The 17,820-nt window shown below is 48.4% G+C and carries 15 protein-coding genes; all 15 read left to right on the forward strand.

Annotated features, from left to right (window positions below):
• Positions 1 to 33 precede the first annotated feature (33 nt).
• Positions 34 to 939, forward strand: a complete 906-nt coding sequence (gene trxB / locus BLA28_RS22470) for a thioredoxin-disulfide reductase (RefSeq protein WP_069157493.1) — start codon at positions 34 to 36, stop codon at positions 937 to 939.
• 308 nt (positions 940 to 1,247) lie between these two features.
• The gene (locus BLA28_RS22475) at positions 1,248 to 2,534 is read left to right on the forward strand and encodes a C40 family peptidase (protein ID WP_069157492.1); all 1,287 of its coding nucleotides are present in this window, start codon (positions 1,248 to 1,250) and stop codon (positions 2,532 to 2,534) included.
• Between the two features lie 644 nt (positions 2,535 to 3,178).
• Positions 3,179 to 3,706 carry a ribosome hibernation-promoting factor, HPF/YfiA family gene (gene hpf, locus BLA28_RS22480; RefSeq protein ID WP_025482901.1) on the forward strand — a complete coding sequence of 176 codons (528 nt, stop codon included), beginning with the start codon at positions 3,179 to 3,181 and terminating at the stop codon, positions 3,704 to 3,706.
• A gap of 535 nt (positions 3,707 to 4,241) precedes the next feature.
• Complete coding sequence (locus BLA28_RS22485; RefSeq protein ID WP_044972933.1) at positions 4,242 to 5,309, forward strand: substrate-binding domain-containing protein; 1,068 nt, start codon at positions 4,242 to 4,244, stop codon at positions 5,307 to 5,309.
• Between the two features lie 57 nt (positions 5,310 to 5,366).
• Positions 5,367 to 7,385 carry an ABC transporter substrate-binding protein gene (locus BLA28_RS22490; RefSeq protein ID WP_009255265.1) on the forward strand — a complete coding sequence of 673 codons (2,019 nt, stop codon included), beginning with the start codon at positions 5,367 to 5,369 and terminating at the stop codon, positions 7,383 to 7,385.
• A 171-nt stretch (positions 7,386 to 7,556) separates the two neighbouring features.
• Entirely contained in the window at positions 7,557 to 8,540 is a 984-nt protein-coding gene (locus BLA28_RS22495; RefSeq protein WP_044972935.1) for an ABC transporter permease, read from the forward strand.
• Positions 8,541 to 8,568: 28 nt separating this feature from the next.
• Complete coding sequence (locus BLA28_RS22500) at positions 8,569 to 9,693, forward strand: ABC transporter permease (protein WP_069151192.1); 1,125 nt, start codon at positions 8,569 to 8,571, stop codon at positions 9,691 to 9,693.
• Positions 9,694 to 9,709: 16 nt separating this feature from the next.
• The gene (locus BLA28_RS22505) at positions 9,710 to 10,705 is read left to right on the forward strand and encodes an ABC transporter ATP-binding protein (protein WP_044972936.1); all 996 of its coding nucleotides are present in this window, start codon (positions 9,710 to 9,712) and stop codon (positions 10,703 to 10,705) included.
• A 32-nt stretch (positions 10,706 to 10,737) separates the two neighbouring features.
• Complete coding sequence (locus BLA28_RS22510) at positions 10,738 to 11,787, forward strand: ABC transporter ATP-binding protein (RefSeq protein WP_069151332.1); 1,050 nt, start codon at positions 10,738 to 10,740, stop codon at positions 11,785 to 11,787.
• Positions 11,780 to 13,435, forward strand: a complete 1,656-nt coding sequence (locus BLA28_RS22515; protein WP_069157491.1) for a GH39 family glycosyl hydrolase — start codon at positions 11,780 to 11,782, stop codon at positions 13,433 to 13,435. Before BLA28_RS22510 ends, BLA28_RS22515 begins: the two co-directional genes overlap by 8 nt.
• 70 nt (positions 13,436 to 13,505) lie before the next feature.
• Positions 13,506 to 14,192, forward strand: a complete 687-nt coding sequence (locus BLA28_RS22520) for an aspartate/glutamate racemase family protein (protein ID WP_009255260.1) — start codon at positions 13,506 to 13,508, stop codon at positions 14,190 to 14,192.
• A gap of 18 nt (positions 14,193 to 14,210) precedes the next feature.
• Positions 14,211 to 15,056 (forward strand): transketolase, encoded by an 846-nt coding sequence (locus BLA28_RS22525; protein ID WP_069157490.1) that lies wholly within the window; start codon positions 14,211 to 14,213, stop codon positions 15,054 to 15,056.
• 1 nt (position 15,057) lies between these two features.
• Positions 15,058 to 15,990, forward strand: a complete 933-nt coding sequence (locus tag BLA28_RS22530) for a transketolase family protein (RefSeq protein WP_069157489.1) — start codon at positions 15,058 to 15,060, stop codon at positions 15,988 to 15,990.
• Between the two features lie 35 nt (positions 15,991 to 16,025).
• Positions 16,026 to 16,910, forward strand: a complete 885-nt coding sequence (gene garR / locus BLA28_RS22535; protein WP_069157488.1) for a 2-hydroxy-3-oxopropionate reductase — start codon at positions 16,026 to 16,028, stop codon at positions 16,908 to 16,910.
• A gap of 80 nt (positions 16,911 to 16,990) precedes the next feature.
• Positions 16,991 to 17,779, forward strand: coding sequence for a sugar phosphate isomerase/epimerase family protein (locus BLA28_RS22540; RefSeq protein ID WP_169897289.1), 789 nt, complete (start codon positions 16,991 to 16,993; stop codon positions 17,777 to 17,779).
• Positions 17,780 to 17,820 lie beyond the last annotated feature (41 nt).

Below are 17,820 nucleotides of genomic sequence, written 5' to 3' on the forward strand. Positions count from 1 at the left end.
CAGGTAAGTATTATAGAGTAAAGGGGTAAAAGTATGCATGATTTGATTATTATCGGTTCGGGACCGGCAGGGCTCAGCGCTGCGGTATACGGAAGAAGGGCCGGATTTTCTACATTAGTAATAGAAAAGAATCCCATGAGCGGCGGCCAGGTGCTCAACACCTATGAAGTGGACAATTATCTGGGGCTTCCCGGAATCAATGGTTTTGATATGGGGATGAAATTCAGGGAGCATGCGGAGAAAATGCAGGCGGAATTTATAGAAGCCGATGTCCTGGGTGTTGAGGATATGGGAGATTATAAGCTGGTAAAAACGGCGGATGGCGACTATGAGGCAAAAGCGGTCATCATAGCTTCCGGTGCTTCCCACAGCCATCTGGGTGTGCCCGGGGAAGAGGAATTAAGCGGTATGGGAGTTTCCTACTGTGCGACCTGTGACGGAGCTTTTTTCCGGGGAAAGACGGTTGCCGTGATTGGCGGCGGGGATGTTGCGGTAGAGGATGCCATTTTCCTGGCCAGAGCTTGCGAAAAGGTGTATCTGATCCATCGCCGTGACAGCCTGCGGGCGGCGCAGTCCCTTCAGGATACCATGCTTGCCCTTCCTAATGTAGAGGTGTGCTGGAACAGCGTTGTGGAAAGTATCAATGGAGAGGGACGTGTAAATTCAATTACCCTGGTTCATAAAAATGGAGGAACCAAAAGTGAACTTGCGGTACAGGGTGTTTTCATAGCCGTGGGAATCAAGCCTAATTCCGAAAGCTTTATTACTAATATAGCGGCGGATGAGAAGGGCTATCTGATTGCCGGGGAGGACTGTGCAACAAGTATGCCTGGAGTATTCGCGGCCGGGGATATCCGGACGAAGAAGCTACGCCAGATTGTAACCGCAGTAGCGGACGGAGCCAATGCAGTTGAGGGCATACAGGAATACTTCCTGTAGGAATGCTTCCCGCAGACCATATTCATTTTTTATTACATTTTAAATATTAAATGTTACGTAATATTTATTTTTGTTAATTTATTCCATAACTAATACGAATATTTCAAAAATTCAAAAAATGTTCACAATTTGAAAAGAAGGGTTTAAACCCTTCTTTTCCTGATTTTATGCGGTTTTAAAGGGATTTTCCTTTTAAAGTCGTTTTTTGTGTAAAGGTTGACAAAGAAAGCCTTCGGTGGTATAGTTAACAACAGATGTAATAATTTCGTAACAAATGTAACAGTTCAATTGATATTTTGGAGGAACTCATGAAATATACACGCGTGAAAGCAGTGACATGTGCACTGACTGCATCGGCAATGTTATTCAGTACAGCAGCAATGCAGACAAGTGCATCCGGTGTATCTTATGAACTCCCGGCAGCTGGTGTTGGCCTTGCTCTGGATGAAGGCAGTTCCCTTGGAAGTGTACAGGAAGCGGCGGATCAAAGTGAAAAGGCTGAACAGACCGTTCAGGTTGCACAGGAATCTTCAGATTTGACTTCTGCTGATATGGAATCGGGAATTACCGGAGTGGGAGAATCTTCAATTGACGCTCAGGTTGACAGCCACATTCAGGAGCAGCAGACAGAAGTTGCAATCGCCAATGGGGTTGGAGTAGCCAGTGTTCTGGATGCCGTAGTGAATCCGGAACCGATAGTTTCTTCTTCTAATACGGCGGCCGGTGATAATACCGCATCAGGCGGACAGGCTGTTGTGCCGACAGATACGTTTGCTGTTGGAGAAGCGGCAGAATTGCCCAAAACGATTGTAGAGCCGATTAATTTGAAGGAAACACAGACAGCTAAGACAGAAACAGAAGAGAAGCCTGCACAGGAAGAAACAGTTCAGGCCGATGATAATAAGCAGGAAAAGGAATCCGAAAAGGAAACAGAGTCTAAGAAGGAATCAGAATCTTCCACGGAAAGCTCAAAGGAAACAGCTTCCGAGACTTCTTCGGAAACCAAATCGGAAACAGCCTCCGAGACCACGACAGAGACTTCTTCTGAAACAACATCCGAGACTGCTACAGAAACAACGACCGAGACAACAACGGAAACAGCAACAGAGACTGCCACTGAGACAGAAAGCCCGGCAGGCATGGAGTCTTCCACAGCAGTGGAAACTGCAGCCACCCAGGAAAGCTCTAAAGAGTCTTCCACCCAGGCGGCGGAAACGCCTTCCTCAGCAGCATCGGTATCCACTCATGGAAGCGGCAATGCAGTAGTTGATTATGCGGTTCAGTTTGTTGGCAATCCGTATGTATATGGCGGGACAAGCCTTACAAACGGCGCTGACTGCTCCGGATTTGTTATGAGCGTATATGAGAACTTTGGCGTATCTCTTCCTCATTCCTCCACAGCAGACAGAAATGTAGGCGTGGATGTGGGCGGACTTGAAAATGCACAGCCCGGCGATCTTGTATGCTACAGCGGACATGTTGGAATCTATATCGGAGACGGACAGATTGTACACGCGAGTACAGCGAGCACCGGAATCAAGATTTCGGATGCTGATTACAGAACTCCGGTTGCTGTAAGAAGAGTTATCCAGTAATAATCAGAATATTCAGGACGGGATATGAATGTAAATTCATATCCCGTTTTTTAGGTGCGCCCGGCGGCATGTGTTTCCGCGAAAATGCCGGGAACGTATCGGCCGGAATTATCCGCCGAATGGGCGCCGATCCCATGTGCGGAGCTGTTGTACGTCATACTTCGATATCTCTAAAGACTGATAAAATCAGCTAATTGTCAGACACTTTATGAGTTATCTGAAAATGTGCTGATTTTAAGCGGTTTGTAAAATCTGCACAAAATCTGATGTTTTTTGTCGAAAAGGGAATTTTTTAACCACAAAGATATCCACATAAAAAAGGCGGTATTTATGAGGGTTTGGGAGTTATACACGAAGTTATACACATTATCCACAGTTTGGGAAAGTATTTCACAGCTGTGCGGGAGAACGTATATTGAAACGAATGTTCTGGTAAGTTCCACGAATTTTACAGAATAATTACAAAAATATGTCGTTTTGCATTGACTGAAACAAATATAAATTTTCAGTTAAAATTCTGAAAACATTGCATGCGGGTGTGGGGATATGGTATAATCCATTTAAGGACAAAAGGACATGCTACAGGACGCGACAGGCGGTATTGCCTTTGTGCCTAATATGAAACAGAAGGGATGATGATCAGCATGAAATTCATTATCAGCGGAAAGAACATCGAAATAACGCAGGGGCTTCGCAGCGCCGTGGAATCGAAGATCGGAAAGCTGGAGAAGTACTTCACCCAGGAAACAGAAGTACTCGTAACGCTGAGCGTTGAAAAAGACAGACAGAAGATAGAGGTAACAATCCCGGTAAAAGGCAGTATTATCAGGTCGGAACAGACAAGCAACGATATGTACGTGTCCATTGACCTGGTTGAAGAGGTAATTGAGAGACAGCTTAAGAAATATAAGAATAAAATCATGGACAAGCATCAGTCCGGCGGCAATTTCCAGCAGGCTTTTATCGAGAAGGATTATCCCGAGGAAGAGGAAGTGCAGATTGTCAGAACCAAGAAGTTTGACATCAAGCCGATGTATCCCGAAGATGCATGCATCCAGATGGAGCTGCTGGGACATAACTTCTTTGTTTTCTTCAATGCGGAAACAGATCAGGTCAACGTGGTATATAAGAGAAAAGGAAATACTTATGGTTTGATTGAACCTGAATACTAAAGGTTAGGCCATATAAGTGTATAAAAGACAGGAAAGCCTCATGAGCATTAAGCTTGTGGGGCTTTTTTTAAACCATATTTTAATAAATGAATCAAGTGTTTTTGCGGCGGCAGGAAGATTACCTGCTGCTTTTTTTGTCTTCTGCTGTTGGGAAAGGTGAAATGTGACAAATGACATATCGCCTGAACAAAAGAGATTAAAATATGATTGTGAAAATGCATAAAAATGATGCTCAAAATAAGTATAAAATAACCAAAACAACGACGAAAAGAAAGGAAAATGAGAGAAGCTATTGACAGCAGAATAATCGTGATATATTATTAGTAAAAATGATGAATAAATTGGTTTGTAAAATATTAATAGACATACTAAAAAACATTTATAGATTTAAAAATTATGCAATAATTACAAATTATACTCTTGTTTGGGTTAAACCAAATGCGATTTTTGTGAAAAAAGCATATATCAAATTTGAAAATGATATTGTGCAAAATTACTAAAAACAACATATCTGATTGAGGCGGGAGAAGAAATTATGAATCGGGAAAATAAAGAAATTGCAGATATTCTTCGAAAAGAAGTCAAACAGCTTCAGTCGGACCGATTGATAAAGCTGGAGTCTGAAAGAAAGCTGGAACAGAGGCTGATGGTAGGACGGCAGAGGATCCGGGAAGTAATAAACCAGCTTGTTTCAGAAGGGATCCTTATCAAGTATGAGGGCAAGGGAACATATATTGCGCCTATTGTTAAAAACAAATATGTCAATCTCATCTGCTCACCGAGCATCAAGCTGAATGACCCTTTCTATAACAGGATGCTGATGGAACTCACCAGCTATTCGGCCAAGAACAGTGTGAATATGATTCCGCTGACATTGGATACTCTGGAAAATGGGGATATGATTTCCCCGGTATTGATGATTGGTAAATTCGAAGAGGACAGCCTGCAGAGGATAAAGAAGATATATCCGCACATTATTTCCTTTGAAAATTATCCGGACCATGATGATTTCGCCCAGATTTACTTTGACCATTTCAAAATCGGCATCAACGCGGCTAAGGTCCTGGCCGGTTACGGACATAAAAAGGTGGTACATATTACCGGGCCGGATACATACGCTTCGGCCCTTTACCGGAAGAACGGCTTTATCCGGGGCTCGAGGAAAAATGGAATCGATTATGTGATTCTGGAAAGCAAGATGAATTTCAGAGGAGGCTACGCACTCGCGGACCAGGTTTCCAACCTCGTTATGATTCGGAAATTCACAGCCGTATTTGCGGCGAACGACTGGATGGCAATCGGGCTGATTCAGGCGCTGAGGACAAAGGGGATAGAAGTCCCGGATCAGGTTTCGGTGCTCAGTGTGGATAATATCCCGCTGGCAAGCCAGTTTGCACCTGCGCTGACCACTTATTCCCTGGATGCGAACATGATGATTGCAGAATGTTTTTCATTGATGGATGCTGCGGAGAGCAGGATGGGAAGCAGGGAAGAAAATAATGTTATGGATGAGCAGAAATTTCATAAGCGGGTCATTCTGCAGCCCATATTAATAACCAGGGATACACTGATAAAACAAGATAATCCTTTTTCGGGAAGGTAACTGATGATGCAAAAGCTTCGGCTTTCGTTAAAAAAAGTAGAAAAGAGAGGTAGGAGAATGAAAAAAAGAAAGATGATGGTATTGTTGATGTCCGTCTGTCTTGCGGCGGGGAGCATCGGCTGCGGGGGCCAGGCTCCGGCAGCGGCGCCGCCTTCGGGAGAGCAGCAGACTGCAGAGAGCACGCAGACGGCAGGAACGGAAACGCCGGCGCCGGATAATCTCGTCAGGGGAGGCGTTGGAGACGGGCAGTATAAAGAATCTCCGCTGGTGCATGAGCAGGTGGAAAAGGGAGAGCTTCCTCCGATTGAAGAGCGTCTTCCCAAAGAGCCGGCGGTGGTGGAGGTTGATGAAATCGGCGCATATGGAGGAACCTATGTGGGAGCGGCATTCGGCCCCAGCTCCGGACAGGTTGATACAGAGGGCCTGCGCTTCCAGTCACTTCTGACCATTGAAAAGGATTTAAAGACATTTAAGCCCAATCTGATTCAGTCATATGAGATTAATGAGGATTCCACCCGGTTTACGATCCATTTGAGAGAAGGGATGAAGTGGTCAAACGGCGATGACCTGACTACGGATGACTGGATGTTCTGGTATACGGATATTCTCACCAACACCGATGTTAACCCTTCTGTGGAAGCGGCCTACTGCAGCAACGGCAAACCCATGGTTTATGAGCAGATAGATCCTTATACCCTGGATATCGTTTTTGAGGAGCCGAATCCGGCATTTGAAATCACGATGGCCCGTTATGCCACAAATATAATCCGGACGTTTTTTGCACCCAAGGAATATCTGAAGCAGTGGCATAAAACATATAACCCGGATGCGGATAAGCTGGCAAAAGAGGAAGGCTATGAATCCTGGATCCTCTGCTTTAAGGCTCATCTGGACAATTCCCAGGCACAGACAGACTGTGACGCGCCGGATGTTTATCCCTGGGTTCTCGACAGGATAGATACGAACGGAAATAAATTTTTCGCCCGCAATCCTTATTATCATGTAGTGGATCAGGAGGGCAATCAGCTTCCGTATATTGATGAACAGGAAGCGATGATTGTGCAGGATAAGGATGTACGCGCCCTGAAGCTCATCAGCGGGGAAATCCATGCGGCAGGTGAAAACCCGCTTCCGGTTTCCGATTATACCATGCTGAAGGAGAACGAAGCCAACGGCGATTATCAGGTATTCCTGTTTGAAAATACGAGAGGCTCCGACTGTGCGTTTACTTTCAATATCACGGATAAAAATCCGGATTTAAGAGAGATTTTTACAAACGTGAAGTTCCGTCAGGCTATGAGCTATGCGCTGGACAGGAATACAATCAATGAAACGCTGTATTACGGAAAAGGCACGGTGAGACAGGCAACGGCATCAGCAGACGTTTCCTTCATGAAGGAGGAATTTGAAAATGCATTTATTGAATATGATGTGGATAAAGCCAATGCACTGCTGGATGAATGTGGATATGAATGGAATTCGGCACATACGGTAAGGACAATGCCCAACGGGCAGGATTTCAATATTGTTTTGGAAACGATTGAGGAATTTGTCCCCATGGCGGAAATGGCATGTGAGTATTGGAATGCGGTGGGTGTCAAGGTTACCCTGAAGCAGGTGGAACGTTCCTATTATCTGGAAAGAGGAGTCGGGAATGAACGTGACATGCAGGCGTTCACCATGGACAGCGTGGGTGAATTTAACCTGAGAGGCGCTGCTTTCAGCCGGCTTCGTCCGGGGAATGCCTATGACGATCTGGAGTTCATGAGAGCATATAAGGATTATTGGGACAGCAACGGAGCCAAGGGAGAACAGCCTCCGGCGGAAATACAGGAAATCTACGATGACTGCCTGAAATTCGGAACCATGTCCAATACGGATCCGGAATATGCTGCGCTGGGAGAAAGTATTCTGAAGAGAATCAGTGACCAGTGCTGGTTCATTGGCGTATCGGTTTCACCGCGTCTCGTTATCATCAGCAATCGTCTGGGCAACACTCCCACGGAAGGAACCTTTGCCAACGATTATAACTTCTGGAAGCCTTACCGCGGAGATACATGGTATTTCAAATATTAAGTGAATAGAACGGAATAATTCAGACAGAAAGTATCACAGCTGCAGAACATATGAGACAGACATATGTTTGGTAAATGGCGGGGAGGTACAGACATGTGCCTCCCCGTCACGCGGTTTATATACCGGGACCGGTTTGCTGCCCGGAGGGGAAGAAGGAGGGGTCAAAGATAAATGAAGAAATATATATGTAAAAGATTTATCTATATGATCGTTTTGCTGGCGGTTATGTCAGTGTTTGCGTTTGTGGTTATTCAATTGCCGCCAGGTGATTATCTGACATCATATATTGCTAATCTGCAGCAGCAGATGGGACAGGTGGATGAATCCGTAATCCTCAGCCTGCGCCAGCAGTATGGCCTGGATAAACCTATGTGGCAGCAGTATTTTCTCTGGATGGGAAATATGCTGAAGGGGGATTTCGGCCAGTCATTTCAGTGGAAGCAGCCGGTGGGCACGCTGATAGCGACCCGTATGCCGATGACGATCGCGCTTTCCGTGATAACGTTGGTTTTCGCTTATGCGCTCGCCATCCCGATAGGTATTTATTCGGCAAGGCACCAGTATTCCATCGGAGACTATCTGGCGTCCATACTGGGATTTATCGGCCTTGCGACACCCAGCTTTTTCCTGGCGCTGATACTGATGTATTACAGCAACAGGTATTTCGGGCTGAGTGTAGGCGGCTTTTATTCGCCGGAATTTCAAAATGCGCCATGGAGCTTTGCACGGCTCTGGGATTTGTGCAAGCACCTTCCCATTCCGGTAATCGTTATCGGCCTGGCAAGCATGGCCAATGTGATCCGTATCCTGAGAGCCACGCTTCTGGATGAGCTGAAAAGGCCTTATGTAGTGGCGGCCCGGGCGAGAGGGCTGAAAGAAAATAAAATGATATATAAATATCCTGTAAGGGTGGCGCTCAATCCTATAATCAGCTCCATCGGCAGTATTCTTCCTTCTATCGTATCCGGCGCAACGGTGACGGCTATTGTCCTGGATATTCCCACGGTGGGTTCCCTGTTGTACAATGCACTGCTCTCCCAGGACATGTATCTGGCGGGTACGAGTGTATTGATGCTTACGGCAATCACCATTGTGGGCACATTTATCTCCGATATTCTATTGGTGGTAGTGGATCCGAGAATACGTCTGCAGTAAATGTGAAGGTTACAGGAAAGGAGGACATATGGCCGTGATTAAGAAAAAAAATACGGATGTTTCCAAAGAGGAAGAAATTTATATGGAAACACAGTGGCAGTTAATGTGGCGGAAATTCAGGAAGCACAAGCTGGCGATGCTGGGAGGGATTATACTGATACTTTTATATACGGTAGGTATTTTCAGCGAATTTTTTGCCACCCAGGATATTGCCAAAAGGAGTACGACAGCTATCAGTATGGCGCCCACGCAGATACATTTTGTGGATGCGGAAGGGAATTTTTCCATACAGCCTTTTGTTTATGGCCTGAAGCAGGAAGAGGATCCCGTGACCTGGAAAAAATATTATGTGGAGGATACGACAGTCAAGCATAAGCTGCGTTTCTTTTACAAGGGGGATTCCTATAAGCTGCTTGGGTTTATTCCCGGAGATATTCACTTTTTCGGGACGCCTGAGCCGGATGTATATTTTCCCTTCGGGACGGATGCTTCCGGTCGTGACCTGTATTCCCGCGTGCTGAGCGCGCTCCGGATTTCCCTGAGCACCGGCCTGGTGGGTGTATTCTTCACCTTTGTGCTGGGCTGCTTATTCGGAGGAATTTCCGGTTTTTACGGAGGGGTTACCGATACGATCATACAGCGTGTCATTGAATTCCTCATGTCCATGCCGAGCATCCCGCTCTGGATGGCGCTTGCGGCGGCATTTCCCACCACATGGTCATCCCTGAAAATCTATTTCGCCATAACGATTATTCTCTCTTTGATCGGCTGGACGACCCTGGCCAGAGTGGTGAGAGGAAAGCTTCTGGAGCTGCGCAATGAGGATTTTGTGACCGCGGCGAGGGTTTCCGGGGCGACGGACGGCTATATCATAGTCAAACATCTGCTCCCCTCCTTCAGCAGTTATCTGATCGTCAATGTGACGCTGGCCATACCCAGCATGATTCTGGCGGAAACGTCGCTGAGCTTTCTGGGGATCGGGCTTACGCCTCCTATTGTGAGCCTGGGAGTGCTTCTGCAGGATGCGCAGAGCATCAATACGGTTTCCATGTATCCATGGATGATGATTCCCGGTATTTTTGTAGTCATTTCCGTATTGGCATTTAACTTTGTGGGCGATGGTCTCAGGGACGCGGCAGATCCGTACAAATAGGAAGGGTGTAAAAAGTATGAATGATTACATTTTGCAGGTTGAAAATCTGAAAACCTACTTTAAGCTGGATACCGGTACTCTGAAGGCTGTGGATGATGTCACTTTTTATCTGAAAAGAAATGAGACAATCGGTATCATCGGGGAATCTGGCTGCGGTAAAAGTGTGACCGCCCACTCCATCCTCAGGACGGTGCAGAACCCGGGAAAAGTTTTGGGCGGAAGGATACTGTATGACGACGGGAGCGGGCCGGTGGATCTGGTGACCTGTTCACCCGACAGCAAAGCCATGAGAAAGCTGCGCGGGAAGGATATATCCATGATATTCCAGGAGCCGATGGCAAGCCTTTCCCCGGTATATACCATCGGTGCGCAGATGATGGAAGCGGTTCTGGTGCATCAGGAAAAAAAGGACAAAAAGGCGGCGAAGGAATTGTGCATGGAAATGCTGCGTGCCGTGGGAATGCCGGATCCGGAGCAGAAATATAATGCCTATCCCCATCAGATGTCGGGAGGCCAGTGCCAGAGGGCCATGATCGCCATCGCTATGGTTAATAAGCCCAAAATATTGATTGCGGACGAACCGACCACGGCTCTGGATGTGACGGTGCAGGCGCAGATAACCGATCTGATGAAGCATTTCCAGAAAGAATTCAATATGTCTATCATTTACATAACGCATGATATGGGAGTCATTGCGGAAATGGCGGATACCATTGCCGTCATGTATCTGGGGCGCGTGGTGGAAAGCGGGAGCGCCAGGGCTATTTTCAAAAATCCTATTCACCCTTACACAAAGGGCCTGCTGAAATCAATGCCGGTGCTGGGAAACAAGTCCAGTGAAAGACTTCACGCAATAGAAGGGAATGTCCCGGTGCCGCTTGATCCGCCCGATGAATGCGGATTCTGTTCCCGGTGTCAGGAAAAAACAGCGGCATGTGCGGGCAGTATCCCTCCGCTGGTTGAGGTGGAGCCGGATCATCTGGTCAGATGTTTTCATTATCAGGGGGAATAGAGGCTGTCCCGGACAGCGGAATGGAGGAAAAGATGCCGAAAGCATTGTTGGAGATAACTGGGCTGAAGAAATATTATCCGATTGAAGCCGGAATTGCCAAAAAACAGGTTGGCCTTGTAAAAGCGGTGGATGATGTGACGCTTCAGATACAGAAAAATGAGGTGCTGGGAGTGGTGGGAGAATCGGGCTGCGGAAAAACAACTCTGGGCAGGACGATTCTGAGAATCATTGAACCTACGGAAGGAAGCATTAAGTTTCATTTTGACGATAAGGAAATAGAGTTCACGTCCCTGGATAAAAAACAGCTGAGGGGAATGCGCCGGTATATCCAGATGATATTCCAGAACCCTTATACGTCCCTGAATCCGAGGATGACCATTTTTGATATTGTGGCCGAACCGATGAGGCTGGCGGGAGGCTACCCGGAGGAGGAGATTTCCGAAAGGGTACGTGATCTGATCGATAAGGTAGGGCTGGAAATAAAGCATTTAAACAGATATCCTCACGCGTTCAGCGGAGGACAGAGACAGAGAATCGGGATAGCCAGGGCGCTTGCTCTGGGGCCGAAATTCGTGGTTGCGGATGAAGCCGTTTCGGCGCTGGATGTTTCCATACAGGCGCAGATACTGAACCTGCTGCAGGATCTGAAGGATGAATATGATTTGACTTATATGTTCATTGCGCATAATCTGAGTGTAGTGGAGCATATATCCGACAGAGTCTGCGTTATGTACCTGGGCAGAGTGGCGGAGCTGGCGGAAACGGAGGAATTATTCTATCATCCCAGGCACCCTTACACACAGGCTCTGCTGTCCGCCATCCCGGTGGCGGATCCCACGGTCAGGAACGAACGTATCATGCTGCCGGGCGAGGTAGGGAACGCGGCGGATCTGCCTTCGGGCTGCTGTTTCCATCCCCGCTGCAAGTACGCGCAGGAACTCTGTAAACAGGAATGTCCATCCCTGAAAGAGACAGGACCGGGCCATTTTGTGGCTTGTCATTTTGCCGATGAGCTCTCTTTGGACGGAATAGGGGATTTGAAAATAAAAAACGAATGTGTCGGAGGAAAAAAGGATGAGTAAACAGGTAAACGTGAAGGTTGATGCAGGGGAATCCGGAGGGGTGCAGGAACATCTGTGGCGCTTTATCGGTTACGATGAGTGCAATTATACTTACATTCCGGAAGGCATGGAGCTTCTGGGGAAATTTGCGGCTCTCGGCGATGCGCCTTATTATTTCAGAACTCACTTTATGTTCTGTACGGGCAACTGCCACGGGACGTATAAATTCGGCTCCACCAATATTTACTGGGAGGATGAAAACGGGGAAGCGGTCTATGATTTTACATATTATGACTACATTATAGATGCGTTTCTCAAGTCAGGGAATAAACCGTTTGTGGAGCTGGGATTTATGCCCATGGCTCTGGTGGATACCAATTATCTGAAGCCGTCAGGAGGAGACTGGGAAAACTATGCCCAGTATAAGGAGGTCGGCTGGACCTGCCCCCCTAAAGATTATGAGAAATGGCATGCTTTTATCAAAGCGGTTATTTCCCATCTGGCGGAAAAATACGGAAGGGAAGAAGTGATAAGCTGGTATTTTGAGCTTTGGAATGAGCCGGATATTTTTTACTGGAGCGGGACAGCGGCGGAATACTGTAAATTGTTTGATTATACCGAACATGCGGTGCATGAGGTGCTCCCTGAAGCACGGCTTTCCGGGCCGGCTGTGACAGGTATCTTTGAGGGCGGACATGCGCAGAAGTTTTTCCGGTTCTTCCTGGGCCACTGCAGGGACGGCGCCAATTTCTGTACACAGGAAAAAGGCACCCGGCTTGATTTTATCACCTTCCATGTAAAAGGCGGCGGATTCCCGTTTGAGATGCATGCGGCGAAGGCCGTTCCTTCCGTGGAAAGCCTGGTTCACCAGGTGAAGCTGGGGCTGGATATCATAAAGGAATACGGTTACCAGGACTGCGAGGTGGTTCTGTCGGAAGCGGATCCGGACGGCTGGGCCGCCGGAGGGGTATATGATAATGCCAACATGATTTTCAGAAATACGGAATACTATGCGACCTATGTGGCCTCCACCTATGAGAAAATTGACCGGTTGAGCGTACAGTACGGCATTAAGGTGCGGCCTCTCGCATGGGCGTTCATGTTCCCTGGAGAACGGTGCTTTGAAGGTACCAGAACCTTTACCACACAGGGAATCGACAAGGCTGTTTTCAATATGTTTAAGATCTACGGTTCCCTCGGGGACGAGAAACTGGCCTTTGAGAGCGACGGCGCGGAGAAGCTGGATTTTCTGCAGGAGCCGGAGATCGGGGTGAAAAACCACAGCCGGTATACCGGAGAGGGAGAGGATACGGACGTATCCGGCTTCGCGGTAAAAGGCAGGAACGGAGAAATCCAGATAGTGGTTTACAGCCACTGCAATGACAGAGATAAAGAGGAAGACCAGACAATCTGCCTGAAGGTGGACGGGGTAGGCAGCAGGGAAGTGAATGTCAGCCATTACCGTATTGACTCCCTGCACTCCAATCCCTATGCCGAATGGGAAAAACAGGGCCGTCCGCTGTTTCCGGAGGGAGAGCAGTATGCGGCGATTAAGGCAAGGGATGGGCTGGAAAAGCTGTGCGACGATGAGAAGGTGACTGTACAGGGCAGCCTGGAATTACAGTTTGAAATGCCGGCGCACGGAGTATCTTATCTCGTTATCAAATAAGGAAGAAACATAAATATTTGCTTGGCCTGTGCCTTTCAGGAACAAAGGCACGGGCCGGAAAGGCGGGGGTATGGAAGGAAAGAAGGATTTAAGCAAAAAAACATTGGGTATCATTCACGCATCCCACATCACGATTCAGGCGATGGAGCCTTATATCAGGCAGTTTATCCCTGAGGTGGAGATTATGCATCTGTGCGATGACACCATTCAGAGGGACAACATCAAGGCCGGGGCAGGCGTCATCCCGAAAGTGAATTATTTCAAATTTGCCCAGTATGCCCATAATCTGGAGGAGGCCGGTGTGGATTTGATCCTTCTGGCATGCTCTACCTTTAATTATGCGGCCGAGCTGGGAAGGCCGCTTGTGAACACGCCGATTGCGCAGATTGACCGTCCCATGATGGAAAAAGCGGTGCGCACAGGGAAAAAAATCGGCCTGCTGGCAACGCTGGCAACCACGGTTCCGTCCTCGGAAAGACTGTTAGACATAGCGGCAGCAGAAGCCGGTGCGGAAATCGAAAGAAAAACTCTTTTGTGCAGTGAAGCCTTTGAAGAATACTCGAAGGGAAACATTGAGCGGCACAATGAAATCCTGGTGGATGCCATAGATAAGCTGTCGGAGGATGTGGACTGTATCGTGATGGCGCAGCTGTCCATGTCCGCGCTGGCACCCTTTCTTAAGGATACAAAGGTTCCTGTATACAACAGCGGGGAAACAGGCTTTCTGAGAGTCCGCGAAATGCTGGAAGAAATGTAAACGGGAGGGATACAGGCGATGCTGGATCAAGATAAGAAACTGGAGCTGGAAAACCGGGCCAGGGATATCAGAGAAGATATCGTTACGATGATAGGAGTGGGAAAAGCCGGACATTTAGGCGGATCCTGTTCTCTGGCGGATATAATTACCGTGCTTTATTTTTATAAAATGAAACATAAGCTATCGGAGCCCCGGATGAAGGAAAGAGACCGGTTCCTGCTCAGTAAAGGGCATGCCGCCATTGTACAGTATGCGGCGTTGATGGAATGCGGGTATTTCGATAAGGAAGCCCATATCCATACTCTGAAAAAGCTGGGAAGCCGGCTGCAGGGGCATCCGGATATGAGAAAGCTTCCGGGGATTGAAGCCAATACCGGCTCTCTCGGACAGGGCGTATCCCTGGCGGCGGGACTGGCGGCAGGGCTGAAGCTGGACGGGCTGGATTCCCGTGTATATGTGGCGGTGGGAGACGGAGAGCTTGCGGAGGGCCAGCTGTGGGAGGCGTTCATGGCGGCATCCAATTTCCAATTGGATAATCTTCGGGTAATCATTGACAGGAATGGGCTGCAGGCGACGGGCAGGACGGCGGATCGGTTCCGGATTGGCAGCATTGAGGATAAGATGCGCGCGTTCGGATTCGAAGTGCTGGTTATTGACGGGCATGATATGCAGCAGATCGCAGAGGCTTTGGATAAAGCGGATGATGTGAAGGAAAAACCGGTCTGCATCATTGCCGATACCGTAAAGGGAAAAGGGATTCCGTTTGCGGAGGGTGTGGCAGGATTCCATAACGGAACGCTCACACAGGAACAGTACGAAGAAGCTTTGCAGGATTTACGCTGTGTCAGCAGAACGGAGGCATGATATGGGGGTACATAACCAGAGAATAGAATACGGTAAGATGCTGGTGGAGCTGGGGACGGAGAATCCGGATATTGTGGTGCTGGAAGCGGATCTGGGAAAATCAACCATGAGCTGTATGTTTGAAGAGGCGTTCCCTGACAGATATTTTGAAATGGGAATTGCGGAACAGAATATGACCAGCTTCGCAGGCGGCCTTGCACTGGCGGGGAAAATCCCGTTTACCAACACCTTTGCGGTTTTCGCATCGGGGAGGGCCTATGACCAGATAAGGCAGAGCATCGCGACGGCTAACCTGAATGTGAAAATAGTGGGTTCCAGCTCCGGCATGTCCGATTTCGGCGACGGGGCGACACATCAGTCCATTGATGACGCCGCAATTATGAGTGCGATCCCGAACATGACGGTATTTACGCCCTGTGACGGTGTTGAGGTACGGTATGCGGCCGAAGCGGCAGTCAGGCATGACGGCCCCTGTTACATCAGGCTCTGCCGGAATGATTTGGAGGATATTTTTCCTGCCGGCGCAGAATATAAAATCGGGGAACCGGTGGAACTTCGGGCAGGGAGCGATGTGACCGTTTACACACACGGCATCATGGCACACGAAGCCCTGAAGGCGGCTGAAATGGCGGAGAAGGAAGGGATCCGTGTAAACGTGGTTCATATCCCTACCTTAAAGCCGCTTAATGAGAAGGCGGTGAAAGCCTTCGCGGAAGATAAAAAGGGCGTGGTGGTCTGTGAGGAAGCCAGCATCCGCGGCGGTCTGAACATGCTTATCAGCTATATCCTCAGAGGAACGGCAGTACCCATAGAGAGCGTGGCGGTTATGGACGAATTCGGCCAGTCGGCATCTTCCCATGAAGAACTGCTGGAATACTATGGCCTGGATGCGCTCAATGTTCTTATGAAAATCAGAAAAGCGGCAGGAAAATAGACAGCTATCCATATCGGAAGGAAAGGGGTAAATGTATGAAAATAGGGTTTATCGGGCTTGGCATCATGGGAAAGCCCATGGCTAAAAATCTGCTGAAGGCAGGTTATGAACTGAACATCTGTGATATTAATGAGGATGCTGTGGCGGATGTGGCGGCAGCGGGCGGCGTGCCGTACAAAACCGCAAAGGAGACGGCGGCCTGCAGTGATGTTATCCTCACCATGCTTCCTAATTCTCCCCAGGTAAAAACAGTGATCGAAGGAAAAGACGGTATACTGGAAGGCATGAAGCAGGGGACGGTTATCGTGGATATGAGTTCCATTGATCCCACCGTTTCCATAGAACTGGAAAAGGAAGTGGCAGAGGCAGGCGGGGAACTGATCGACGCTCCTGTGAGCGGAGGAGAACCGAAGGCCGTGGACGGAACGCTTTCCTTTATGTGCGGCGGCAAGCCGGAGGTATTTGACCGGGTAAAGCCGATACTGGAAAAAATGGGCGCGTCCATAGTACTGGTAGGGCCCATTGGAAGCGGGAACATGACAAAGCTCGCCAATCAGATTATTGTCGGCGTGAATATAGCCGCATTGTCGGAGGCGCTGGTGCTGGCAGCCAAGTCGGGAGTCAATCCGGAAAACGTTTATCAGGCTATCCGGGGAGGCCTTGCGGGCAGCACGGTGATGGATGCCAAGGCGCCGATGATGCTGGATCGCAATTTTGAACCGGGATTCCGTATAGAGCTGCATATCAAGGATCTGACAAATGCGGAAAATGCGTCCCGTGCAGTGGGAATGGAGCTCCCGATGACGGAGCAGGTGCTTGCCATGATGAAAAAGCTTCAGGAAGAGGGCATGGGAAAATGCGATCACAGCGCCCTTCTGCGTTACTATGAAGAGAAGGAAAATATCGAAATAAAACGCTGACTGGCAGACAGAAGGGGCCGGGAGACAGGGCTTCCGGCCCCGGCAGCGGCTAAATGCCGGAAAGAAGAGGAAACGGTGATATGAAATTAGGATGCTGTCTGAATATGCTGGGAGATAAGAACGATGCGGTGGGGCGCAGATATATCGGTACATTAAAAGAGGCCGGCTACGATTACATGGAGCTTCCGCTGGCACAGATCATGGAGCTTTCCGAAAACAGTTTTTCAGAATTGGCGGAGGAGGCGGAAAAAACCGGCCTTCCCTGTGAATGCTGCAATAATTTTTTCCCGGCATCGGTGAGGCTGACAGGGGAAACGGTAGATCCCGCAAAAGTACAGGAATATGTAAAAAGAGCAATAGACAGAGCGGTTAAGCTGGGAAGCAGGGTCATTGTATTCGGCAGCAGCGGTGCGAAGAATGTGCCGGAAGGCTTTCCTTATGACAGGGCGTTCGGGCAGATTGCCGATGCCCTACGGATGATTGATGCCTGTGCGGCTTCTGCGGGGATCCATATTGCGATTGAACCCCTCAACCGCCAGGAAAGCAATATTATACAGAACCTGGAGGAAGGGAAAAAACTGATGACGGAGGCCGGCGGGCCTTCCATACGCCTTCTGGCGGATTATTATCATTTTATGCTGGAAAAAGAGTCTTTGGAAACTCTGAAAAAAAGGATACCTGATATTGTGCATGTTCATTTTGCGGATCCCGACGGACGGAGCTTTCCGAAAGAAAGCCGTAAGGAATATGAAGATTTCTTTGCAGTGCTGAAGGAAGGCGGATATGACGGCAGGGTCAGCATAGAAGCTTATTCGGAAAATAAGGAAAAAGAAATTTCCGAGGCGGTATTTATACGGAAGTATTTTTAACGGAGCAGGATTGCACGCCTTTGGACAGATGACAGGAGCGA

This window comes from Eisenbergiella tayi (genome assembly GCF_001881565.1).
GTDB lineage: Bacteria > Bacillota > Clostridia > Lachnospirales > Lachnospiraceae > Eisenbergiella > Eisenbergiella tayi.

Bases quoted from the DNA above. Each gene is read 5' to 3' on its own strand.
- trxB (WP_069157493.1), top strand. From the start codon at position 34: ATGCATGATTTGATTATTATCGGTTCGGGACCGGCAGGGCTCAGCGCT.
- BLA28_RS22475 (WP_069157492.1), top strand. From the start codon at position 1,248: ATGAAATATACACGCGTGAAAGCAGTGACATGTGCACTGACTGCATCG.
- hpf (WP_025482901.1), top strand. From the start codon at position 3,179: ATGAAATTCATTATCAGCGGAAAGAACATCGAAATAACGCAGGGGCTT.
- BLA28_RS22485 (WP_044972933.1), top strand. From the start codon at position 4,242: ATGAATCGGGAAAATAAAGAAATTGCAGATATTCTTCGAAAAGAAGTC.
- BLA28_RS22490 (WP_009255265.1), top strand. From the start codon at position 5,367: ATGAAAAAAAGAAAGATGATGGTATTGTTGATGTCCGTCTGTCTTGCG.
- BLA28_RS22495 (WP_044972935.1), top strand. From the start codon at position 7,557: ATGAAGAAATATATATGTAAAAGATTTATCTATATGATCGTTTTGCTG.
- BLA28_RS22500 (WP_069151192.1), top strand. From the start codon at position 8,569: ATGGCCGTGATTAAGAAAAAAAATACGGATGTTTCCAAAGAGGAAGAA.
- BLA28_RS22505 (WP_044972936.1), top strand. From the start codon at position 9,710: ATGAATGATTACATTTTGCAGGTTGAAAATCTGAAAACCTACTTTAAG.
- BLA28_RS22510 (WP_069151332.1), top strand. From the start codon at position 10,738: ATGCCGAAAGCATTGTTGGAGATAACTGGGCTGAAGAAATATTATCCG.
- BLA28_RS22515 (WP_069157491.1), top strand. From the start codon at position 11,780: ATGAGTAAACAGGTAAACGTGAAGGTTGATGCAGGGGAATCCGGAGGG.
- BLA28_RS22520 (WP_009255260.1), top strand. From the start codon at position 13,506: ATGGAAGGAAAGAAGGATTTAAGCAAAAAAACATTGGGTATCATTCAC.
- BLA28_RS22525 (WP_069157490.1), top strand. From the start codon at position 14,211: ATGCTGGATCAAGATAAGAAACTGGAGCTGGAAAACCGGGCCAGGGAT.
- BLA28_RS22530 (WP_069157489.1), top strand. From the start codon at position 15,058: ATGGGGGTACATAACCAGAGAATAGAATACGGTAAGATGCTGGTGGAG.
- garR (WP_069157488.1), top strand. From the start codon at position 16,026: ATGAAAATAGGGTTTATCGGGCTTGGCATCATGGGAAAGCCCATGGCT.
- BLA28_RS22540 (WP_169897289.1), top strand. From the start codon at position 16,991: ATGAAATTAGGATGCTGTCTGAATATGCTGGGAGATAAGAACGATGCG.